Raw genomic sequence first — 15,970 nt, 5'->3', positions numbered from 1 at the left:
GGCCGGCGACCGCAACACGGAGCTGCTGCTCAAGAAGGGCTGACCCGGCCCGCGGGCACCGCACGGGAGGAGGGGCCGCCGGCCGTGACGGAACCCCCGGAACTGCGGTGACTCAGGTCGTGTGCAGGGTCAGGCCGTAGCGGTTGAGGATCTCGTTGACCGGCTGGAACCAGGTCTCCCCGCCGGACGAGCAGTTGCCCCAGCCCCCTGAGGTGACTCCCTGGGCCTGGTCGCCGCTGATGAAGGAGCCGCCCGAGTCACCCGGCTCCGCGCAGACGTTGGTCTTCGTCATCTGGTGCACCGCGCCCTGGCTGTAGTTCACGGTCTCGTTCTTGGCCAGCACGGTGCCGCAGTGCCAGTGCGACGTGGAACCGGAGCGGCAGATCGAGGCGCCGACCGGTGCCTCGGCCGAACCCCGCACCAGCTGGTCCGACACGGTGCCCCAGCCGAGCACGACCGGCACCGTCCACCAGCCGCTGCCCACGCTGACCCAGGCGTAGTCGTTGTCCGGGAAGGACGAGCCCTGGAAGGCGCCGACGTAGGAGTGGTCCCAGCCGCTGACCCCCGCCCCGGGCTGCCCGCAGTGTCCGGCGGTGACGAAGCCGCCGTACACCGAGAAGCCTATGGAGCAGCGGACGTTGCCCGTGTAGTAGGGGTCGCCGCCGACGGTTCCCGCGGCGAGGGTCCGCGGGACGGACCCGACGGTCCGCACCGTGACGGGGCCGGCCGCGCGGGCACGGGCGACGAACGCCTGGACATCGTTGTCGGAGCGCCGGTCGCCGACGACGTCCACGACGACCGTGCTGGCCGCCGGGTCGACGTGCCAGCCGCTCACGCCGGCGGGCGCGGTCAGTCCGTCCAGGCGGTTCTTGGTCTCGTCGAGCCGGCGCGCGCTGTGCCGCACGGTGCGGACGGCGGCGCCGGTGGAGCGGACGGCCCGTACGGTCGCGGCGGAGGCGCCGGAGGTGACGGCCACGGTCAGCCGCTCGTTCCTGGCGTCGAACCACGACCCGCCGTAGGCGGCTCCGGCGGTGCGCCGTGCCTTCGGTTCCAGGGCGGTGGCGGCGTGTTCGGCCGCGAGGCGTGCCTCGGCCTCGGCCGGTGACAGCCCGAGGTCCCGTCGCATCGCCTCGATCAGGCCGGCCGAGGCCGCGGGGGCGGCGGCACGGGTGGGGGAGGGTTCTCCGGCCGAGGCCGGCAGGGTGCCCGCGGTGGCCCAGCTGCCGAGCATGAGCAGGGCGGCGAGGCCGGCGCGCTTGAGTCCGTTTCGTCTCACAGGGGTTGCCCTTCGTCGTTCCAACGAGGTGGGGTGGAACAACCGCATTCTGAGAGCGCTCTCATCGTGGTTGGGGCGAGCGTAGACCCGCTTGCCTGTCAGGTCCATACCAAGGTGCGACAAGGTCGGCGGCCGTGGCCCGCGCCGGACGTTCCCGGCGCGGGCCATGGAGCGGCGCTGTGCGGCGCCGGCCGGTTCAGGGTCGGACGTAGGTCCTGGTGAGGATCTCCATGTTGTGGCCGTCGGGGTCGGTGAAGTACGCGCCACGGCCGCCGAACAGGTCGTTGACCCGGCCGGGCCGGGTGTGGCGCGGGTCGGCGAAGTAGGTGACTCCGGCCGCCTCCAGGCGGGCGATCATCACGTCGAACCGCGTCTCGGGCACGAGGAAGGCGTAGTGCTGCGACTGGATCGGCTCGTCGCGCTTCTCGTAGTAGTCGAGCGTCACGCCGTTGCCGAGGTCGACGGGGACGAACGGTCCGAACGGTACGCCGACCTCCAGGCCCAGGATCTCGGCGAGGAACCCGGCCGACCGGTGACGGTCGGTGGCGTAGACGGCGGTGTGGTCGAGCTGGACGGTGGACGCGGCCGGCGCGCAATCGCGCGCGGTCAGTTGGTCGTCGGGCATGAGGATGCTCTCTCCGTGTCTGGTGAACGCAAGGGGAGGGCGCGCATACGGCGCCTGAGGCGAGGACAGGGAGAGGGGCGGGCCTCGGGCCCGCCGCGTGCTCAGGCCGAGGCCGGGACCCTCACTCGTGAATGGCCCATGGCCGACCCGGCAGTCACCCGGCCGACCTTAACGACCCTCGCGGGTCGGGGCAACGCCCTTTCCCGCGAGGCCGCGCCAACCGGCCGGCCGGCCGCGGCCGGTGAGGCGGTCAGCCCGCCCGTACGGGGTGAGCACGCGGCGGCCAGGTCTCACCCTTCGCCGGACGCTCCCCGCGGGTGTGACCGGGTGAACTCGTCGGCGAGCAGGCCGAGCATCACGAGGTCCTGGTGGCGGCCGGCGGAGAACACCTGGTCCCGCAGGCGGCCCTCCTCCACGAAGCCGAGTCGCCGGTGGAGGATCAGCGAGGCCTCGTTGTGGGCGAACACCCGGGCCTGGCACTTGTGTTGGCGTCGCTCACCGAACATGAAGCGCAGCAGCATCACCACCGCTTCGGTCGCGTAGCCCTTGCGACGGTGGTCGGCGCCCAGGGTGACGCCGTACTCGAACCAGCCCGCGCGCGCGTCGGCGTGGTGGACGCCGACGGAACCGACCGCCTCGCCCGTGCCGAGGGCCTCGATCACCAGGGCGAAGCGGTCGCCGTCGGATCCGGCGACGGACCGCTCCTTCGCCCAGGTGCGGAAACTCTCGGCGGAGCGGGGCGGGCCGAGCAGATCGCCCAGTCCCTCCTCGTCCGCGGCGAAGCCCATGAAGGCCGTCCAGTCGTCGGGCTCGATGCCCCGCAGGCGTACGCGTGTGCCGGTCCAGAACGATGCCATGCCCTATTCGATCACGTCATGGACCCGGGCGCGGGCGCCTTCCGGGCCTTGGCCGAACCGGGTGATCGGCCTGCGCGCGGGGCCAGTTGGCGACCCCACGCGCCCGCGCACCTGGCACCGCCGACCCGGTCGGCGCCGCCGTGCGCACACCGGCCGGACGCCGGCTGGTCGGAAGCACGGCCGGCTGTGCACGAGACTGTCCCTGACCGCACCGCGCCGCTCGCCGGCCGGTACGGACAGGCACTGATCCGGGAGGGACCAACACAATGATCATCTTCGGCACCAAGGGATACCTGTACCAGCTCGCGATACTGACGCTGGTGTGCGGCCAGTGCGGCAATCCGTCCGCGCACACGCTCAGGAAGCGCGTCACGAAGTTCACGCTGTTCTTCGTGCCGCTGTTCCCGATCTCGACCAAGTACGCGACGCAGTGCACCTTCTGCGGCGCCGAGCAGAAGATCACCAGGGAGCAGGCCGAGCAGCTTCAGGCGCAGGCCGCCGGCGGCCTCGGCGGTCAGCCCCAGACCCAGTCGCAGCAGCAGCCGTACCAGTCCTGACCGACGCGGCGCACGGCCGGCCGGGTCCGGCCGCGCGCGTCCGCCCGGACCGTGAGCCGGTCCGGGCGGACGCCGCGAGGGGACGCCGCCGGAAGATGCCGACGGGTCGTGCGGTCAGCAGGTCAGCCGGTCGGCAGGTCAGCCGGTGGTCAGGGCGTCAGCTGCCACTGCCGGATGTAGCCCACGTCGATGGACGCGAGGTCCCGGACCCGGAGTTTCCAGGTGCCCTCCACGGGCTGGGCGGAGGCGTTCACGGTGAACGTCTGGTCGACGTTGTCCGCCGAGCCGCCGCTGCGGTTGAGGAGCGGGTACACGCTCCCGTCGGGGCCGACCAGGTCCACGGTCAGGTCGCCGCGGTAGGTGTGCACGATGTCGACGTAGACCTGCGTGGTGGCGGAGGCGCTGCCGGGGCGGCCCGTGATGGTGATCGGTGACTCCACGGCCGCTCCCGCGTCGGGGATGTCGACCCGGGCGGAGTTGGCGTAGACGTAGGCGATCCGCCAGTCGAAGTCCGTGGTGACGGACGCGCCGGTGCTGTCGGTGACGGTGACGGTGACGGCACTGGTCCCGGCGGTCGTCGGGACCCCCGAGATCCGGCCCTGTCCGTCGATGCTCAGGCCGTCGGGCAGACCGGCCGCGTCATAGGTGAGGGTGGCGTCGGCGTTCGTGGTGTACGCGTCGACCTGGAGGGCGACTTCCTGGCCCACCCCGCTGGTCTGGTCGGCGAGGGGGGCGACGTTGACGCCCAGCGCGATCCGGTCGCCGACGTCGATGGCGGCCCAGGCGCCGGCGACGGCGAGGTAGGTGTCGCTGTACGCCCCGAAGAGGTCGGCGGCGGCTTGGAGCGTGGCGACGCGCGCCCCGGCGTAGTTGGTCGACGAGGTCATGTACGTCGTCAGCGCCCGGTACCAGATGCGTTCGGCGTTGCCGATGCCTATGCCGGTGACCGGTGCGCCGTCGAAGGTCGGGCTGTCGTAGGAGACCCCGTTGACGGTCTTGGCGCCGCTGCCCTCCGAGAGCAGGTAGAAGAAGTGGTTCGCGGGGCCCGAGGAGTAGTGGACGTCGACGCTGCCGAGGGTGGAGCTCCAGTAGTCGCGGGAGGCGCCGTCCCTGGAGGGCTTGTCCATGTAACGCAGCGGGGTGCCGTCGCCGTTGATGTCGATCTTCTCGCCGACGAGGTAGTCGGGGACGTCGGCCGGCAGGTCGGCGTGGAACTCCACGGCGGCGGCGAAGATGTCCGAGGTCGCCTCGTTGAGGCCGCCGGACTCGCCCGAGTACGTCAGGCCCGCGGTCGCGCTGGTGACGCCGTGGCTCATCTCGTGCGCGGCCACGTCGAGCGAGGTCAGCGGGTGCGTGTTGCCCGACCCGTCGCCGTACGTCATGCAGAAGCAGCTGTCGGACCAGAAGGCGTTCACGTAGTTGCTGCCGTAGTGGGCGCGGCTGTAGGCGGCGACGCCGTCGTTGCGGATGCCGTTGCGGCCGTGCACGTCCTTGTAGTAGTCCCAGGTCGCCGCCGCGCCGTAGGCCACGTCGACGCCGGCGGTCTGCCGGTCGGCCTGACTGCCGTCGCCCCAGACATCGTTGTCGTCGGTGAACAGCGTGCCGGTGCCGGAGGTGCCCTGGTTCAGGTCGTACGTGCGGTGACCGGCCCGGTCGCCGTCGACGAGCTGGTACGTCGAGCCCGACAGCGTGGTGCTCAGCGGAACCGGTCCGCTGAACTGTCCGGTGCCCGTTCCGGTGTCCACGCCCTCGTACTTCTGGAGCGTCTTGCCGGACGCCGCGTCGGTGACGACGTGGAGTTCGCTCGGTGTGCCGTCCCGCTGGACGCCGTCGACCACGGTCTCCCAGGCCAGGACCGGTTCGGTGGCGACGGCCCACACGACGAGCCGGGGTGCCTCACCGACGCGGGCCCGCGCGGCGTCGGCCTTCGTCGCGGTGGCGAGCGCCTTGCTCCGGGCGGTGGCGGCACTCACCCGCGCCTTGGTGGACGGGACCGCGAGGTCCTTGTCGGTCGCCGTGGAGACCGTGGTCCTGCCGTCGTCGACGTGCACCACGAGGTCGCCGCCGAGGACGGGCAGGCCGTCGTAGGTACGGTCGTAGCGGGTGTGCGTGGTGCCGTCGGCGTCCTGGACGACGTCCTTGACCAGGAGCTTCTCTCCCGCGCCGAGGTCGAGTCGCCGCGCGGTGCCGGCCGCGGCCGCCTTCGCCTTCTTCAGCAGGGCGGTGCGCCTGGCCGGCGACATCGCGGCGGGGGCGGCGCCGGCTCGGGGGTGGGCGCTGATCCGGGCCGGGCCGCCGGGGTCCGCCGGCGCGCCGGAGGCGCTGCCGCTCTGCAGGGCGACGGTCATCAGGGTGGTGGCGGTGGTGAGGGCGAGGGCCGTGGTGTATCTGAGCCGGTGGGTGCTGCGGCGGGGCTGGGGCAAGGTCTTCTCCTTCTGCGACGGACCGGCCCGGGGGTGCAGGCCGGTGGGGCGGGCCGGCGGGATGCGGCCGGTCCGGGTTCGCTGAACGGAAGGGAACGCCGCACGGGCCGCCCGGCGCGGGAGTCCGCGGCGGCGAGGGCGTGCGACAGGGGGAGGTGGGGGAGTGAAACGTGGGGGGAGAACGTGGGGGAGGAGTGAGGTGCTGTGGGGGGAGTGAACGATCGGTGAACGTTCGCAAGAAGGGTGACATCCTGCACACAGGGTTGTCATGGATGTGACAACACAACGGCTTGAACTGACCATTGCGTACTGGGAGTTCATCACCCGGAGGAGAGGTTTCCGGCCGAAGCCGGGAGCACGAGCACGGAAGGCACGGCTACGGCGACGCGCGTGCCCGCCGGCTCAGCCGCGGTGTTCCTCACCGGTCCGCCGCCGCAGCGGGGGAACGGGCCCGGGACCCGTCGGCCCGGCGTCCGGGAGCAGACACGCGAGGAGGGCCGCGGTGTCGTCGTGCAGCCGGCCGCGGCTGTAGGCGAGCAGGTCCGCGTGCAGGCGGTCCAGCAGCTCCCGGGGCGGCAGCGGCCCCCAGGACCGGACGCGCTCCACGAACGGGTAGAAGGAGCCGCCCGGATCGCGGGCCTCGGTGACGCCGTCGGTGTAGAGCAGCAACTGGTCGCCGACCAGGAAGGTGTGCTCGTCGACGTGGTACGGCTCCCCGACGAGCACCCCGAGATTGAGCGGCGGCGCGGGCCGGGTCGCGTCCAGCTCCCACACCTGGCCGGAGCGTAGGAGCAGCGGCGGCGGATGCCCGCAGTTGACGATCCGCAGGACGCGGGCCTCGCCGATGATCTCCGCGAACACCGCGGTGACGAAACGCTCGCCGATCTCGCTGCCGGGCAGCTGCGCCGCCCGGCGGTTCATGCTGGTCTCCACCCGCCCGGCCAGGGCGGGAAGGTCGCGCTCGTCGTGTGCGGCCTCGCGGAACGCGCCGACCAGGGCCGCCGCGGTCTCCACCGCGAGCAGACCCTTGCCCCGGACGTCACCGATCAGCAGACGTACGCCGTGCCGAGTCGGTACCGCCTCGTAGAGGTCACCGCCGATGTGCGCCTCCGCCGCGGCGGACAGGTACAGGCTCTCCAGCTCGATGGTGCCGACGCGGTGCGGGATGGGGCTCAGCAGGACGCGCTGCGCGATGTCGGCCACGAACCGCACGGTGGCGAGCGTGCGTTCGCGGCGGGTGCGGTGGGCGGCCAGGATCGCCGCCAGGGCGCCGACCAGGACGGTGCAGCAGTACGCGGCGACGTAGTTGCGGTCCCACAGGTAGCCGACGGAGCGTCCCGCGCAGCACGGGGTGCCCGCCAGGACCCCCTCGAACCCGACGGAGAACACGGTGATTCCGGCCACGGCCATCAGCCCGTGGGCGAACGCGGCCACCAGCGGGAGCGCGACCAGGAGGAAGCTCACCGGCCACTCGACGGGCGTCAGGGGTTCGATCACCAGGACGGCGGCGACGTAGAGAACGGGAAGCCAGCGCATCCAGCGGGGTGGGGCCGGGAGTGCCAGGCCGTTCCCGCCCGGCCCTTCCGCACGGCGGCCGCCCCCGGTGCCCCGGCCGCGCCGCCTCACCGACCGCTCCCGCACGGCGGCACCGGCGGGCCGGTCAGGCGTGGCGACGCGGGGTCCGGGAGCGGTCGACACGCCTGACGGCTCGGCTGAGGCAACCTGCACACACGGAACTCCCGGCACCGGATCCTGGCAAGAGGTCCAGCCTCCGGTGCCGCGCCACGGCGTGCCGGTCATTGCTCCGGTCAGCGGCATGTCCGGCGGGGCCGCTCGCCGGCCGCCGCCGGTCATCGGCCGGGCGAGAGCCAGGGCAGCGGGTCGGTGTAGCGCCCGTCGTAGATGACCTCGAAGTGCAGGTGGGGGCCTGTGGACAGACCGGTGGACCCGGCCAGGCCGATCGGGGTGCCGGCCTGCACCGCCTGGCCGACGGTGACCTGGAGGGCCGACAGATGGCTGTAGGTCGTCTCCAGGCGTCTGCCGCCGACGGTGCCGTGGTCGACGACGACCCGGTTGCCGTACGCCTTGGTCAGCGCGGCGAACACCACACGGCCCGGCGCGGCGGCGGTCACCCGCGTGCCCTGGGCCGCGGCGAAGTCGACCCCGGTGTGCAGCTTGGTCACCCCGGTCAGCGGGTGCACGCGGGACCCGAAGGGCGAGGTGACGGTGAGAGCGTTCAGCGGCGCGACCAGCACACCGCCCGTCGCCGTCGCGGTGCCGCCGCCGGACGTCTCCTGGTCGGCGGCCCGGTAGCGCGGCAGCAGGGCCTTCACCTCGGTGACGTAGACACGCGCGTCGGGTGGCACGCGGCCCGCCTCGATGACCGCTCCCGTTCCCTGCGCGTAGGCGGCGAGGGTGAGGTCCACGAGGTCCCCGTTGACGGTGCCGTCGGTCCTGAGGTCGGTCACCTTCCCGGCGAGTGAGCAGTCCTGCCGGCCGAGGGCCATGATGGCGTCCGCCGGATCGCGGGGCGAGGCGTGCCCGTTGCCGTCGTCGTCCTTGCCCCAGGTCCGCCACCGGGCGTCCGTGAACCCGGCGATGCCCTTCTCTCCCGACAGCCGTCCGTCGCCGTCGTGCCAGCCGGAGAGCTGGTCGATCTGCGCGGCGAGCAGCGACGGCGTGACCACCGTGCAGGCCGAGGCCGCCTTGCGCAGCCACGGAAGGTAGGAGGGGTCGAGGTGGGCGGCGGCAGCGGGCCCGGAATCGGTCTCCTGCGGCCAGATGGTGGACAGGCCGCCGGTCAGGGCGAGGTAACCGGACACCCCGACCAGGGCGGTGAGACCCGGCAGAACCAGCAGCGTGAAGAGTCCGGGGCCGCGCCGGCCGCGTTTCCCGGCCCGTGCGGACGACCCTGCCGCTCGCGCCTGCTCCGGCTCCCCGGGGTCCCGGTCCGCATCCTGCCGGTGCGATGCCTCGGGGTCCGCCGCCTGCCTCGCGTCCGGTCGGGACTCGGTCACCTGGGGACTCCGAGGACTCCGTGCGCTGCGACGCGTCCGGACGCCGGTACCGGTTCCCGCGGAAACAAGGTGCTCACGGGCGGACGGTAGCGTTGTACCGCCGCGGATCCACCGGGCGCCGAGGCACGGTGGCCTGCCCGAACGGGCAGAGCGCGTGTCCGTTCCGGCGCGTCGCGGCGACGTTCACCCACCTGTCCGGCGCGCCGCACATGATCGGGTCGGCATTCCCGGGCGAAGGCGGGGCAGGCGCATCGGGTGCGAGCCGGTAGCCGGTGGAGGATCGTCAGGAGGGCATGCCGTGCCGGCGCGGGCGCCGGCCGACCCGGCGCCGCACGGCCGGCCGACCGTCTCCCGGCCCGTACGGATCATGACCCGTCCGCCCGCGCCGCAGCCGGCGTCCGGCGGACCCGCGGAAGGAGTCCCTGTGACCACGTTCGTCATCACCGTGCCCGGCACGTTCGTCCACGGCATCTCCGAGGACACCTGCTCCGACATCAAGCGCAGCCTGCGCCCCCAGGACCCGAAGAACACGGACCTGGGCGAGAGCGAGGAACTGAGCCTGCTGACGGTCGACGAGGACGGCATGTTCGTGGCCCGCGTGGAGGTCGAGGCCGCGGACCAGTCGGGGGCCGAGAGCGAAGCCGTGCGGCTGGTGTCCACGGCACTGCGCGACAGCGGCGTCAGCGAGGCGGACGCCCCGCTGGGAGCGGCGATCGTCACCGGCATCGACAGCGAGTTCTGACGCCCACCCGAGCGGTCTCCCGGTTCACCGACTCCGCGCTCACCGCACCATGAACGCGGTCTTCCGGCTCGCCGAGTCCACGCTCACCCCACCGCGAACCGGAACGCCCCCGTGCTGCCGCCCATGGACAGCCAGATGTGGCCGTCCTCCCTGACCAGGCGCAGGGCGACGTGGGCGCAGCCGGGGCAGCGGGCCGTGAGGCCGGGCTCGGGGCCGTAGACGTGCAGGTCGGCGAGGGGGCCGGAGCGGGTGCACTCGGGGCAGCGCCACCAGGCGGCGGTGGGCTCCACGGCGAGGATCTCCGAGAGCGGTCCGGCGAGGCAGTTGCCGTCCAGGTGGGCGGTGGTGTCGGCCACGAGGTCCTCCGATGGGTGGGTCAGCCGAAGCGTTCGGTGCGGATGGTGGCCGGGTCCCGGCCCAGGCCGGTCAGGAGGTCGGCGGCGGTCTCGACGAAACCCGTGGGACCGCACACGTAGACCGGCGCGGACGGGCCGAGCCGGGCCGCCGGGTCCGCCAGGTCGGCGGCGGTGACACGGGCGGGCTCGCGGGTGCTGCCCGGCGGGGGCTCGCGGGTGTACAGCACGCGGACGTCGAGGCCCGGATGCCCGGGGCCGAGGTGGTCGCGGTACCAGACGTCGTCCTCGCCGCGCACGGAGTACACCAGACTCAGAGGGGCGTCCGAGGCGGCTTCGCGATGGGCCCGGATCATCGCCGCGAGGGGGACGATCCCCGCACCGCCCGCCACCAGAAGAGCCGGTTCACCCGTGCTGGGCCGCCAGACGAACCAGTTGCCGAGCGGCCCCCTGACCTCGACGTCGGTGCCGGTCGGCAGGGCGTCGGCGAGATACGGCGAGACCTCGCCCCCCGGCACGCCCTGCACGCCCAGCTCGATCCGGTCGCCGTCGGTGGGCGCGGCCAGGGAGTAGCTGCGGACGGCCTGGTAGCCGTCGTCGGCGGTGAGGCGCACGTCGACGTGCTGGCCGGGCAGGTGGCCGGGCCAGCCGGGGACGTCGAAGACGAGGGTGCGTGCGGTGGCGCTCTGCGGACGGCGTTCGACGAGCTGTGCCCTGCGCCAGCTGACGGCCATGATCAGTCGCCCCAGTTCCGCTGCTCACGCCATGGATCGCCGTAGTTGTGGTAGCCGACGCTCTCCCAGAAACCGGGCTCGTCGTCGTCCGTGAGGCGCAGCCCCCGCACCCACTTCGCGGACTTCCAGAAGTACAGGTGGGGTACGAGCAGGCGGGCCGGGCCGCCGTGTTCGGGGGAGAGGGGGTGGTCGTCGTAGGTGTGGACGATCCAGGCCTGGCCGTCGAGGAGGTCCTCCAGCGGGAGGTTCGTGGTGTAGCCGCCGTAGCTGCTGACGACGACGTGGTCGGCCGCCGTCTCGACGTTCTCGAAGAAGGCGTCGAGCGGAACGCCGCGCCACCGGGTGTCGAACTTCGACCAGCGGGTCACGCAGTGGATGTCGTGCACCGTCTCCTGCTGGGGCAGCGCCATCATCTCGTCCCACGTCCAGGCGTGTCTCTCGCCGAGTTCCGTGGTCACGGTGAACTCCCAGGTGTCGGCCTCGATCCGGGGCGTGGGGCCGGCCGACAGCACGGGGAACGACTCGGTCGGGTACTGGCCGGGCGGCAGCTTTTCAGCCGCACGGCGGCCGCGCCCCTGGAAGCCGGGGGAGAAGGTGTTCACGGCGTCATCTCCTGAGCACGTCTGACGGGATGCGTGCGAAGGTCCACCAGTCAGTGTCGGGCGCGGGGGGCCTGTTCACCAGTCGGTTGCCCTGCGCGCGGGACCGGGGGCGCCGTCGCCGTTCCCGGTCCTCGGCGTCGACACGCTAACCGGCGCGGGGCCCCGCGGATGGCCCGCCCGCGCACCGCCACTGGTCCCCCGGTGCACTCCCGGCCACGGGCAGGATTCGGCGCGCCGAATCGTGCGGGGCGCGCTGCCGGTGCGGGGCGCGCCGACCGGCCCGGTTGGTCCACACCGGAGTGGGCACTTGGCGGTGAGGCGCGGCAGTGTGGTCGGGAGGTGAGGCGGGGCGGGTGCGGCGTCGGCCGGTCGCACCGGCACCCGGGCCCGCCCCGCCTCCCGCCCGCTCCGGCGGAGGGGGCTCGCGAAGCCCGGCCCGCTGTCGCCCCCGCCGCCCCGCCACCGGCTCGGGGACGGCTTCGGCACGGAAAGGAACACGAACATGCAGCAGTACGGCCCGGACCGGGACCACCGGCGCCCCGAAGGGGTCAGCGACGAGACCGTGGAGGCACTCGGGGCGCTGTCCAAGGCGCTGGAGACCACCGAGCGAGCCAGGGGTCACCTCTACGGATTCCACCAGCTGACCGGCACCGCGGACCTCGAACTGGACCGGGCGGTCGAGCTGTTGCGCAAGGCGGGCCACGAGGAGTGGGCCGAGCGGGTGCAGACGGAGATCCTGGGCCGCAACGTCATCCCGGGGCACTGGACCTTCCAGATCGTCGAGGCGTACGACGACACCTACCACCAGCCCTTCCGGAACCTGGAGCGGGACGCCGTGGACCAGTTGGCGCAGGGCCGCGACCACCTGTACGAGGCGGAGATGAAGGAGTCCCGGCGCACCGTCGGCCACCCCGATCACACCGCCCGCCCCGACGTCCCTCCCGAGCCCCGCCCATGAGCGGCGGCGCCCGGGACCGGCGGGACGACGGCGGGCGGGCGACCGGACCACGGAGCGCTCGCGCCGTAGGCGCAAGCGAGAAGGGACGAGCCCGTGGGTGACAGTCCGCTGGAAGGCCGCGTCGTCGTGGTGACCGGGGCGGCACGCGGCGTGGGAGCGGCCTTGGCGAGGGAACTCGATCGGCGCGGCGCACGGTTGGCGCTGCTCGACCACGACGGTCCGGCGCTGGAGAGGACGGCCGCCGCGCTGCCGAACGCGGCGCTGGCCCTCGACGTCGACGTCAGCGACTACGCGGCGCTGAGCGAGGCCGCCAAGACCGTCCGGAGCCGGCTCGGCCGTCCGTCGGTGGTCGTGGCGAACGCGGGCATCGCCGAGGGCGGTCCCTTCGCCCTGACGGAGCCCGCGACCTGGCGCCGGGTGATCGACGTGAACCTGACCGGGAGCGCGCAGACGGCCCGGGCGTTCCTGCCGGACCTGGTGGCGACGGCCGGCTACCACCTGCAGATCGCCTCGCTGGCGGCGATCGGCGCCGTACCGATGATGAGCGCCTACTGTGCCTCGAAGGCCGGCGTCGAGGCGTTCACCCACGCCCTGCGGGCCGGGGTGGCGCACCAGGGGGTCGCGGTCGGTATCGCCTACCTCAACTGGACCGGCACCGACATGATCCGCGACGCCGACCGGTTCCCGGCGCTGAGCGAGCTGCGGGGCCACATGCCCGCGCTCACCCGGCGGGTCAGCCGGGTGGAGGTGGTCGCCGAGCGGCTGGCGCGTGCCGTGGAGAGCCGGAGCACCGCCGTGTACCTCCCGGCCTGGCTGCGTCTGGTGCAGGCGGCGCGCGCCGCAGTGCCTCCGGTGGTGCTGCGGGTGTCCCGCCGCGAGCTGTCCCGCCTCCCGGGCGGGGAGCCGTTGCGTTCCTCCGGCCTGCTGGGTGCCGGCGGCCGGGCCGACCGGGCGGCGACCCGGCGGCGCACGGGATCCCGCCCCGAGTGAGGCGTACGCCGCCGGGTGCTCGCCGCGCGGTGCGGCGGAGGCCGCCCTACCCGGGCGGGGCCTGGCGGGGTGTCACGGGGTCCACCTGATGTTCGGGTTGACCTGACCGGTCCAGTTGAAGATGGCCATGTTGTCCCAGCCGTTCCCGCTGCCCGCGATGTCGGCGGGGTCCCAGCCGTTGCCGGTGACCGCGTACCAGGTGGGCTCCCAGTAGAAGACGCCGATCGCGCCGGAGCTGCGGGCGGTGTTCTGCACGGCGGCGAAGTTGTCGGCCTGTCCCTGCCAGCTGAGCGGGTAGCCGGAGCAGCCGGAGGTGACCGAGTTGCTGGTGCTGTCCGCGTTGGCCGAGGTGAACGGGTAGGCGGTCTCGGCGATGACGACGTCCTTGCCGTAGCGGGACTTCATGTCGGACACGACGCCGCCCATGTTGGCGAGGGTGCCGTGCCACGGGCAGTAGTAGGACAGTCCCGTGACGTCCCAGCTGACGCCTTTGGCCTTGATGCCGTCGTAGAACCAGCGGGCGTGGGCGTCGCTGTCCGAGTTGGCCGTGTGGACGATCACCTGGGTGCCGCTGTTGCAGGCCTTGGTCGCGTTGTAGCCGGACTTGAGGAGCAGGCTGACGTTGGTGAAGTCGTTGTTGACGACCTTTCCCTCGTCCCACAGCATGCCCACGTTGATCTCGTTGCCGATCTGCACGCTGTCCGGGGTCGTGCCCTGGGACTTGAGGCTCGTGCAGACGTCGTAGGTGTAGTCGTAGACGTCGGTCTGCAGTTGGCCGATGCCGTGGCCGGACCAGGCCGCGGGTTTCTTCTGGTTGCCCGGGTCCGCCCAGGTGTCCGAGTAGTGGAAGTCGACCAGCAGCTTGAGCCCCTTGGCCTTGACCTGTTTCGCGTACGCCAGCACCTTGGCCTTGTTGTTGTAGCCGCTGGCCGGGTTGTTCCAGACGCGCAGCCGGACGTAGTTGACGCCGAGGCCCTTGAGGATGTCGAGCGGGTCCTTGGCGGTGCCGCTCGCGTCGTAGTACTTGGCCCCCAGGTCGAGGGCTCGCTGCGCGGTCGAGACGTCGGCGCCGAGCATGCTGAGCGTGCCGGCGGCCGAGGCGGGCGTGGGTGTGGTGAGCAGGGACGCGGGCAGGGCGACCGCGGCCAGGAGCAGAGCGGCCTTGACTGTGCGGCCCGGACGGCTGAAGGGCATCCCGACCTCCTTCGATCGAGACGGTGCCATGCCGGACCGATGGTCTGGCATGTGCATGCGGGTATCCGTGAACGTTCACAGTAGAAGTGGCATGAGGGGCTGTAAATAGATGTGTCGGCTGCATTTCCGGCTGGTGTACTGCGTGATACCGCTGAACTGTGTTTTGGGTACGTGCACAGAAAATGGCACAGGTCGGTACAGTCGCGGCCACCGGTTTCCCTCACCTGACGGCAGGCTTCCGCCGTACGGGTCGGGGGTGGTTTCGATCGGAGTGTTGCCGCCGGGGCTGTGTGCAAGGCGGCCGCATAGTGCCCGTATGACGCGTACCCGCACGGCTGTGCTCTGCGCCGCCGCCCTCCTCGCCGCCACCCTGCAGACCACCGCCGCGACCGCCGCCCCCGGCTCCCGCGACGAGGCGTGCGCCGCCACCAGGCACCCGGGGGACCAGGCCCGACAGGTCCTCGACATCGTCCGCGAGGCCCGCCGGGACCTCGACCTGAAAGCCGCTCTCGTCCGGGTCACCGTCGACGGCCAGGAAGTCGTCACCGGAGCGGTCGGCGAGTCCCTGACGGACGTGCCCGCCACCCCCGCCATGCACTTCCGCGCCGGCTCCGTCGGCATCGCCTACCTCGGCACCGTACTGCTCCAACTGGTCGAAGAGCACAAGGTGGACCTCGACGAGCCCGTCGCCCGCTGGCTGCCCGACCTGCCGCACGCCGACGAGATCACCCTGCGCATGCTCGGCGACTCCACCTCGGGCCTGCACGACTACGTCACCGACCCGGTGTTCCTCAAGAAGCTCTACGCCGACCCGTGGCAGCACTGGACCCCCGAGGAACTGGTCGGCATCTCCACCCGCCACCCGCTGTGGTACGAGCCCGGCACCAACTGGAGCTACTCGCACGCCAACTTCGTCCTCCTCGGCCGCGCCCTGGAGGAGATCACCGGCACCCCCCTCGAACGGCTCCTGGACGAACGAGTCATCCATCCCCTGGGACTGCGCAACACGCGCGACAACAACACCGCGCTCATCCCGCCGCCCGTCCTGCACGCCTACGACTCCGAACGCGGCCTGTACGAGGAGTCCACCTACTTCAACCCGTCCTGGACCACCGCCCCCGGCGCGGTCCTGACCACCGACATCTGCGACCTCGCCCGCTCCGGGCAGGCCATGGGATCCGGTGAACTGCTCTCCCGGCGCGCCTTCCGCACCCAGCTGAACCCGGGCACGATCGGCCTCGGGCATGCGACGAAGAACTGTCCCGCCACGGTCTGCCTGCCGATGACCGAGAAGTTCCACTTCGGTCTCGGTGTCATCGTCAAGAACGGCTGGGTGCTGCAGAACCCGTCCTTCTTCGGCTACGCGGCCGAGATGGCCTACGAACCGCAGCAGCGTCTGACCATCGCGGTGTCGACGACCGTGGGACCTGACGCCCCGGGCGGCAACACCGCCCAGACGATCACCGAGCGGATCGCGGAGCTGCTGTCCCCCGGCCATCCGCTCGCGGACTGACACGGCGACGACCTGCGGCGACGGTACGTCCGCGGGTCGTGGCAACGCCGGGTCGCGGGGGGGGCCGCCCCACCCCCCCCCCGCGGCGGGCGCTCCCCCGCGCGCGGCTGCGGCGCCCCCGCACCTGCC

The 15,970-nt window shown here is 72.5% G+C and carries 15 protein-coding genes; 5 read left to right on the top strand and 10 right to left on the bottom strand.

The genetic code is table 11. The features are described from left to right. Window positions 1-112: 112 nt before the first annotated feature. The 3 genes from ABZT03_RS39680 to ABZT03_RS39670 form a co-directional block, all read right to left on the bottom strand. On the bottom strand, window positions 113-1,276 hold the full coding sequence (locus ABZT03_RS39680; protein ID WP_356048466.1) for a S1 family peptidase: 1,164 nt from the start codon (window positions 1,274-1,276) through the stop codon (window positions 113-115). 196 nt (window positions 1,277-1,472) lie between these two features. Beyond that, window positions 1,473-1,901, bottom strand: a complete 429-nt coding sequence (locus ABZT03_RS39675; RefSeq protein ID WP_356048464.1) for a VOC family protein — start codon at window positions 1,899-1,901, stop codon at window positions 1,473-1,475. A gap of 290 nt (window positions 1,902-2,191) precedes the next feature. Continuing rightward, on the bottom strand, window positions 2,192-2,758 hold the full coding sequence (locus ABZT03_RS39670) for a GNAT family protein (RefSeq protein ID WP_356048463.1): 567 nt from the start codon (window positions 2,756-2,758) through the stop codon (window positions 2,192-2,194). A gap of 266 nt (window positions 2,759-3,024) precedes the next feature. Here ABZT03_RS39670 and ABZT03_RS39665 point away from each other — a divergent pair, with 266 nt between their 5' ends. Beyond that, window positions 3,025-3,315 carry a zinc-ribbon domain-containing protein gene (locus ABZT03_RS39665; protein WP_356048461.1) on the top strand — a complete coding sequence of 97 codons (291 nt, stop codon included), beginning with the start codon at window positions 3,025-3,027 and terminating at the stop codon, window positions 3,313-3,315. A gap of 149 nt (window positions 3,316-3,464) precedes the next feature. Here ABZT03_RS39665 and ABZT03_RS39660 read toward each other — a convergent pair whose 3' ends face one another. From ABZT03_RS39660 to ABZT03_RS39650, 3 genes are all read right to left on the bottom strand, one after another. Beyond that, window positions 3,465-5,738 (bottom strand): M4 family metallopeptidase, encoded by a 2,274-nt coding sequence (locus ABZT03_RS39660; RefSeq protein WP_356048459.1) that lies wholly within the window; start codon window positions 5,736-5,738, stop codon window positions 3,465-3,467. 402 nt (window positions 5,739-6,140) lie between these two features. Next, window positions 6,141-7,274, bottom strand: a complete 1,134-nt coding sequence (locus tag ABZT03_RS39655; RefSeq protein WP_356048457.1) for a PP2C family protein-serine/threonine phosphatase — start codon at window positions 7,272-7,274, stop codon at window positions 6,141-6,143. Window positions 7,275-7,588: 314 nt separating this feature from the next. Continuing rightward, on the bottom strand, window positions 7,589-8,755 hold the full coding sequence (locus tag ABZT03_RS39650; RefSeq protein ID WP_356048455.1) for a M23 family metallopeptidase: 1,167 nt from the start codon (window positions 8,753-8,755) through the stop codon (window positions 7,589-7,591). Window positions 8,756-9,179: 424 nt separating this feature from the next. On the opposite strand from ABZT03_RS39650, the gene ABZT03_RS39645 reads away from it, so the two are divergent. Further along, on the top strand, window positions 9,180-9,497 hold the full coding sequence (locus ABZT03_RS39645; RefSeq protein ID WP_356048453.1) for a hypothetical protein: 318 nt from the start codon (window positions 9,180-9,182) through the stop codon (window positions 9,495-9,497). Between the two features lie 83 nt (window positions 9,498-9,580). Here ABZT03_RS39645 and ABZT03_RS39640 read toward each other — a convergent pair whose 3' ends face one another. From ABZT03_RS39640 to ABZT03_RS39630, 3 genes are read right to left on the bottom strand one after another with little or no spacing between them, the layout of a single operon-like run. Next, window positions 9,581-9,853: a DUF6510 family protein gene (locus ABZT03_RS39640; protein WP_356048451.1), complete on the bottom strand. Its 273-nt coding sequence runs from the start codon at window positions 9,851-9,853 to the stop codon at window positions 9,581-9,583. Window positions 9,854-9,873: 20 nt separating this feature from the next. Next, a complete protein-coding gene (locus ABZT03_RS39635; RefSeq protein ID WP_356048449.1) occupies window positions 9,874-10,584 on the bottom strand; it encodes an FAD-binding oxidoreductase in 711 nt (236 codons plus the stop codon). A 2-nt stretch (window positions 10,585-10,586) separates the two neighbouring features. Beyond that, complete coding sequence (locus ABZT03_RS39630) at window positions 10,587-11,186, bottom strand: sulfite oxidase-like oxidoreductase (protein WP_356048448.1); 600 nt, start codon at window positions 11,184-11,186, stop codon at window positions 10,587-10,589. Window positions 11,187-11,688: 502 nt separating this feature from the next. On the opposite strand from ABZT03_RS39630, the gene ABZT03_RS39625 reads away from it, so the two are divergent. Together ABZT03_RS39625 and ABZT03_RS39620 are read left to right on the top strand one after the other, a co-directional pair. Next, window positions 11,689-12,144 (top strand): hypothetical protein, encoded by a 456-nt coding sequence (locus ABZT03_RS39625; RefSeq protein WP_356048446.1) that lies wholly within the window; start codon window positions 11,689-11,691, stop codon window positions 12,142-12,144. Between the two features lie 93 nt (window positions 12,145-12,237). Further along, on the top strand, window positions 12,238-13,134 hold the full coding sequence (locus ABZT03_RS39620) for an SDR family oxidoreductase (RefSeq protein ID WP_356048445.1): 897 nt from the start codon (window positions 12,238-12,240) through the stop codon (window positions 13,132-13,134). A gap of 72 nt (window positions 13,135-13,206) precedes the next feature. On the opposite strand, the gene ABZT03_RS39615 is transcribed toward ABZT03_RS39620, so the two are convergent. After that, entirely contained in the window at window positions 13,207-14,328 is a 1,122-nt protein-coding gene (locus ABZT03_RS39615) for a glycosyl hydrolase 53 family protein (RefSeq protein ID WP_356048443.1), read from the bottom strand. A 316-nt stretch (window positions 14,329-14,644) separates the two neighbouring features. Between ABZT03_RS39615 and ABZT03_RS39610 the strand changes: the two genes are divergently transcribed. After that, window positions 14,645-15,841, top strand: a complete 1,197-nt coding sequence (locus ABZT03_RS39610) for a serine hydrolase domain-containing protein (protein ID WP_356048441.1) — start codon at window positions 14,645-14,647, stop codon at window positions 15,839-15,841. Window positions 15,842-15,970: the final 129 nt, after the last annotated feature.

This window comes from Streptomyces sp. NPDC005574 (genome assembly GCF_040605435.1).
In the GTDB taxonomy this organism is placed as follows: Bacteria; Actinomycetota; Actinomycetes; order Streptomycetales; family Streptomycetaceae; genus Streptomyces.
The sequence above is the reverse complement of the archived record's forward strand: the minus strand, read 5'-3'. Positions and strand labels throughout refer to the sequence as shown.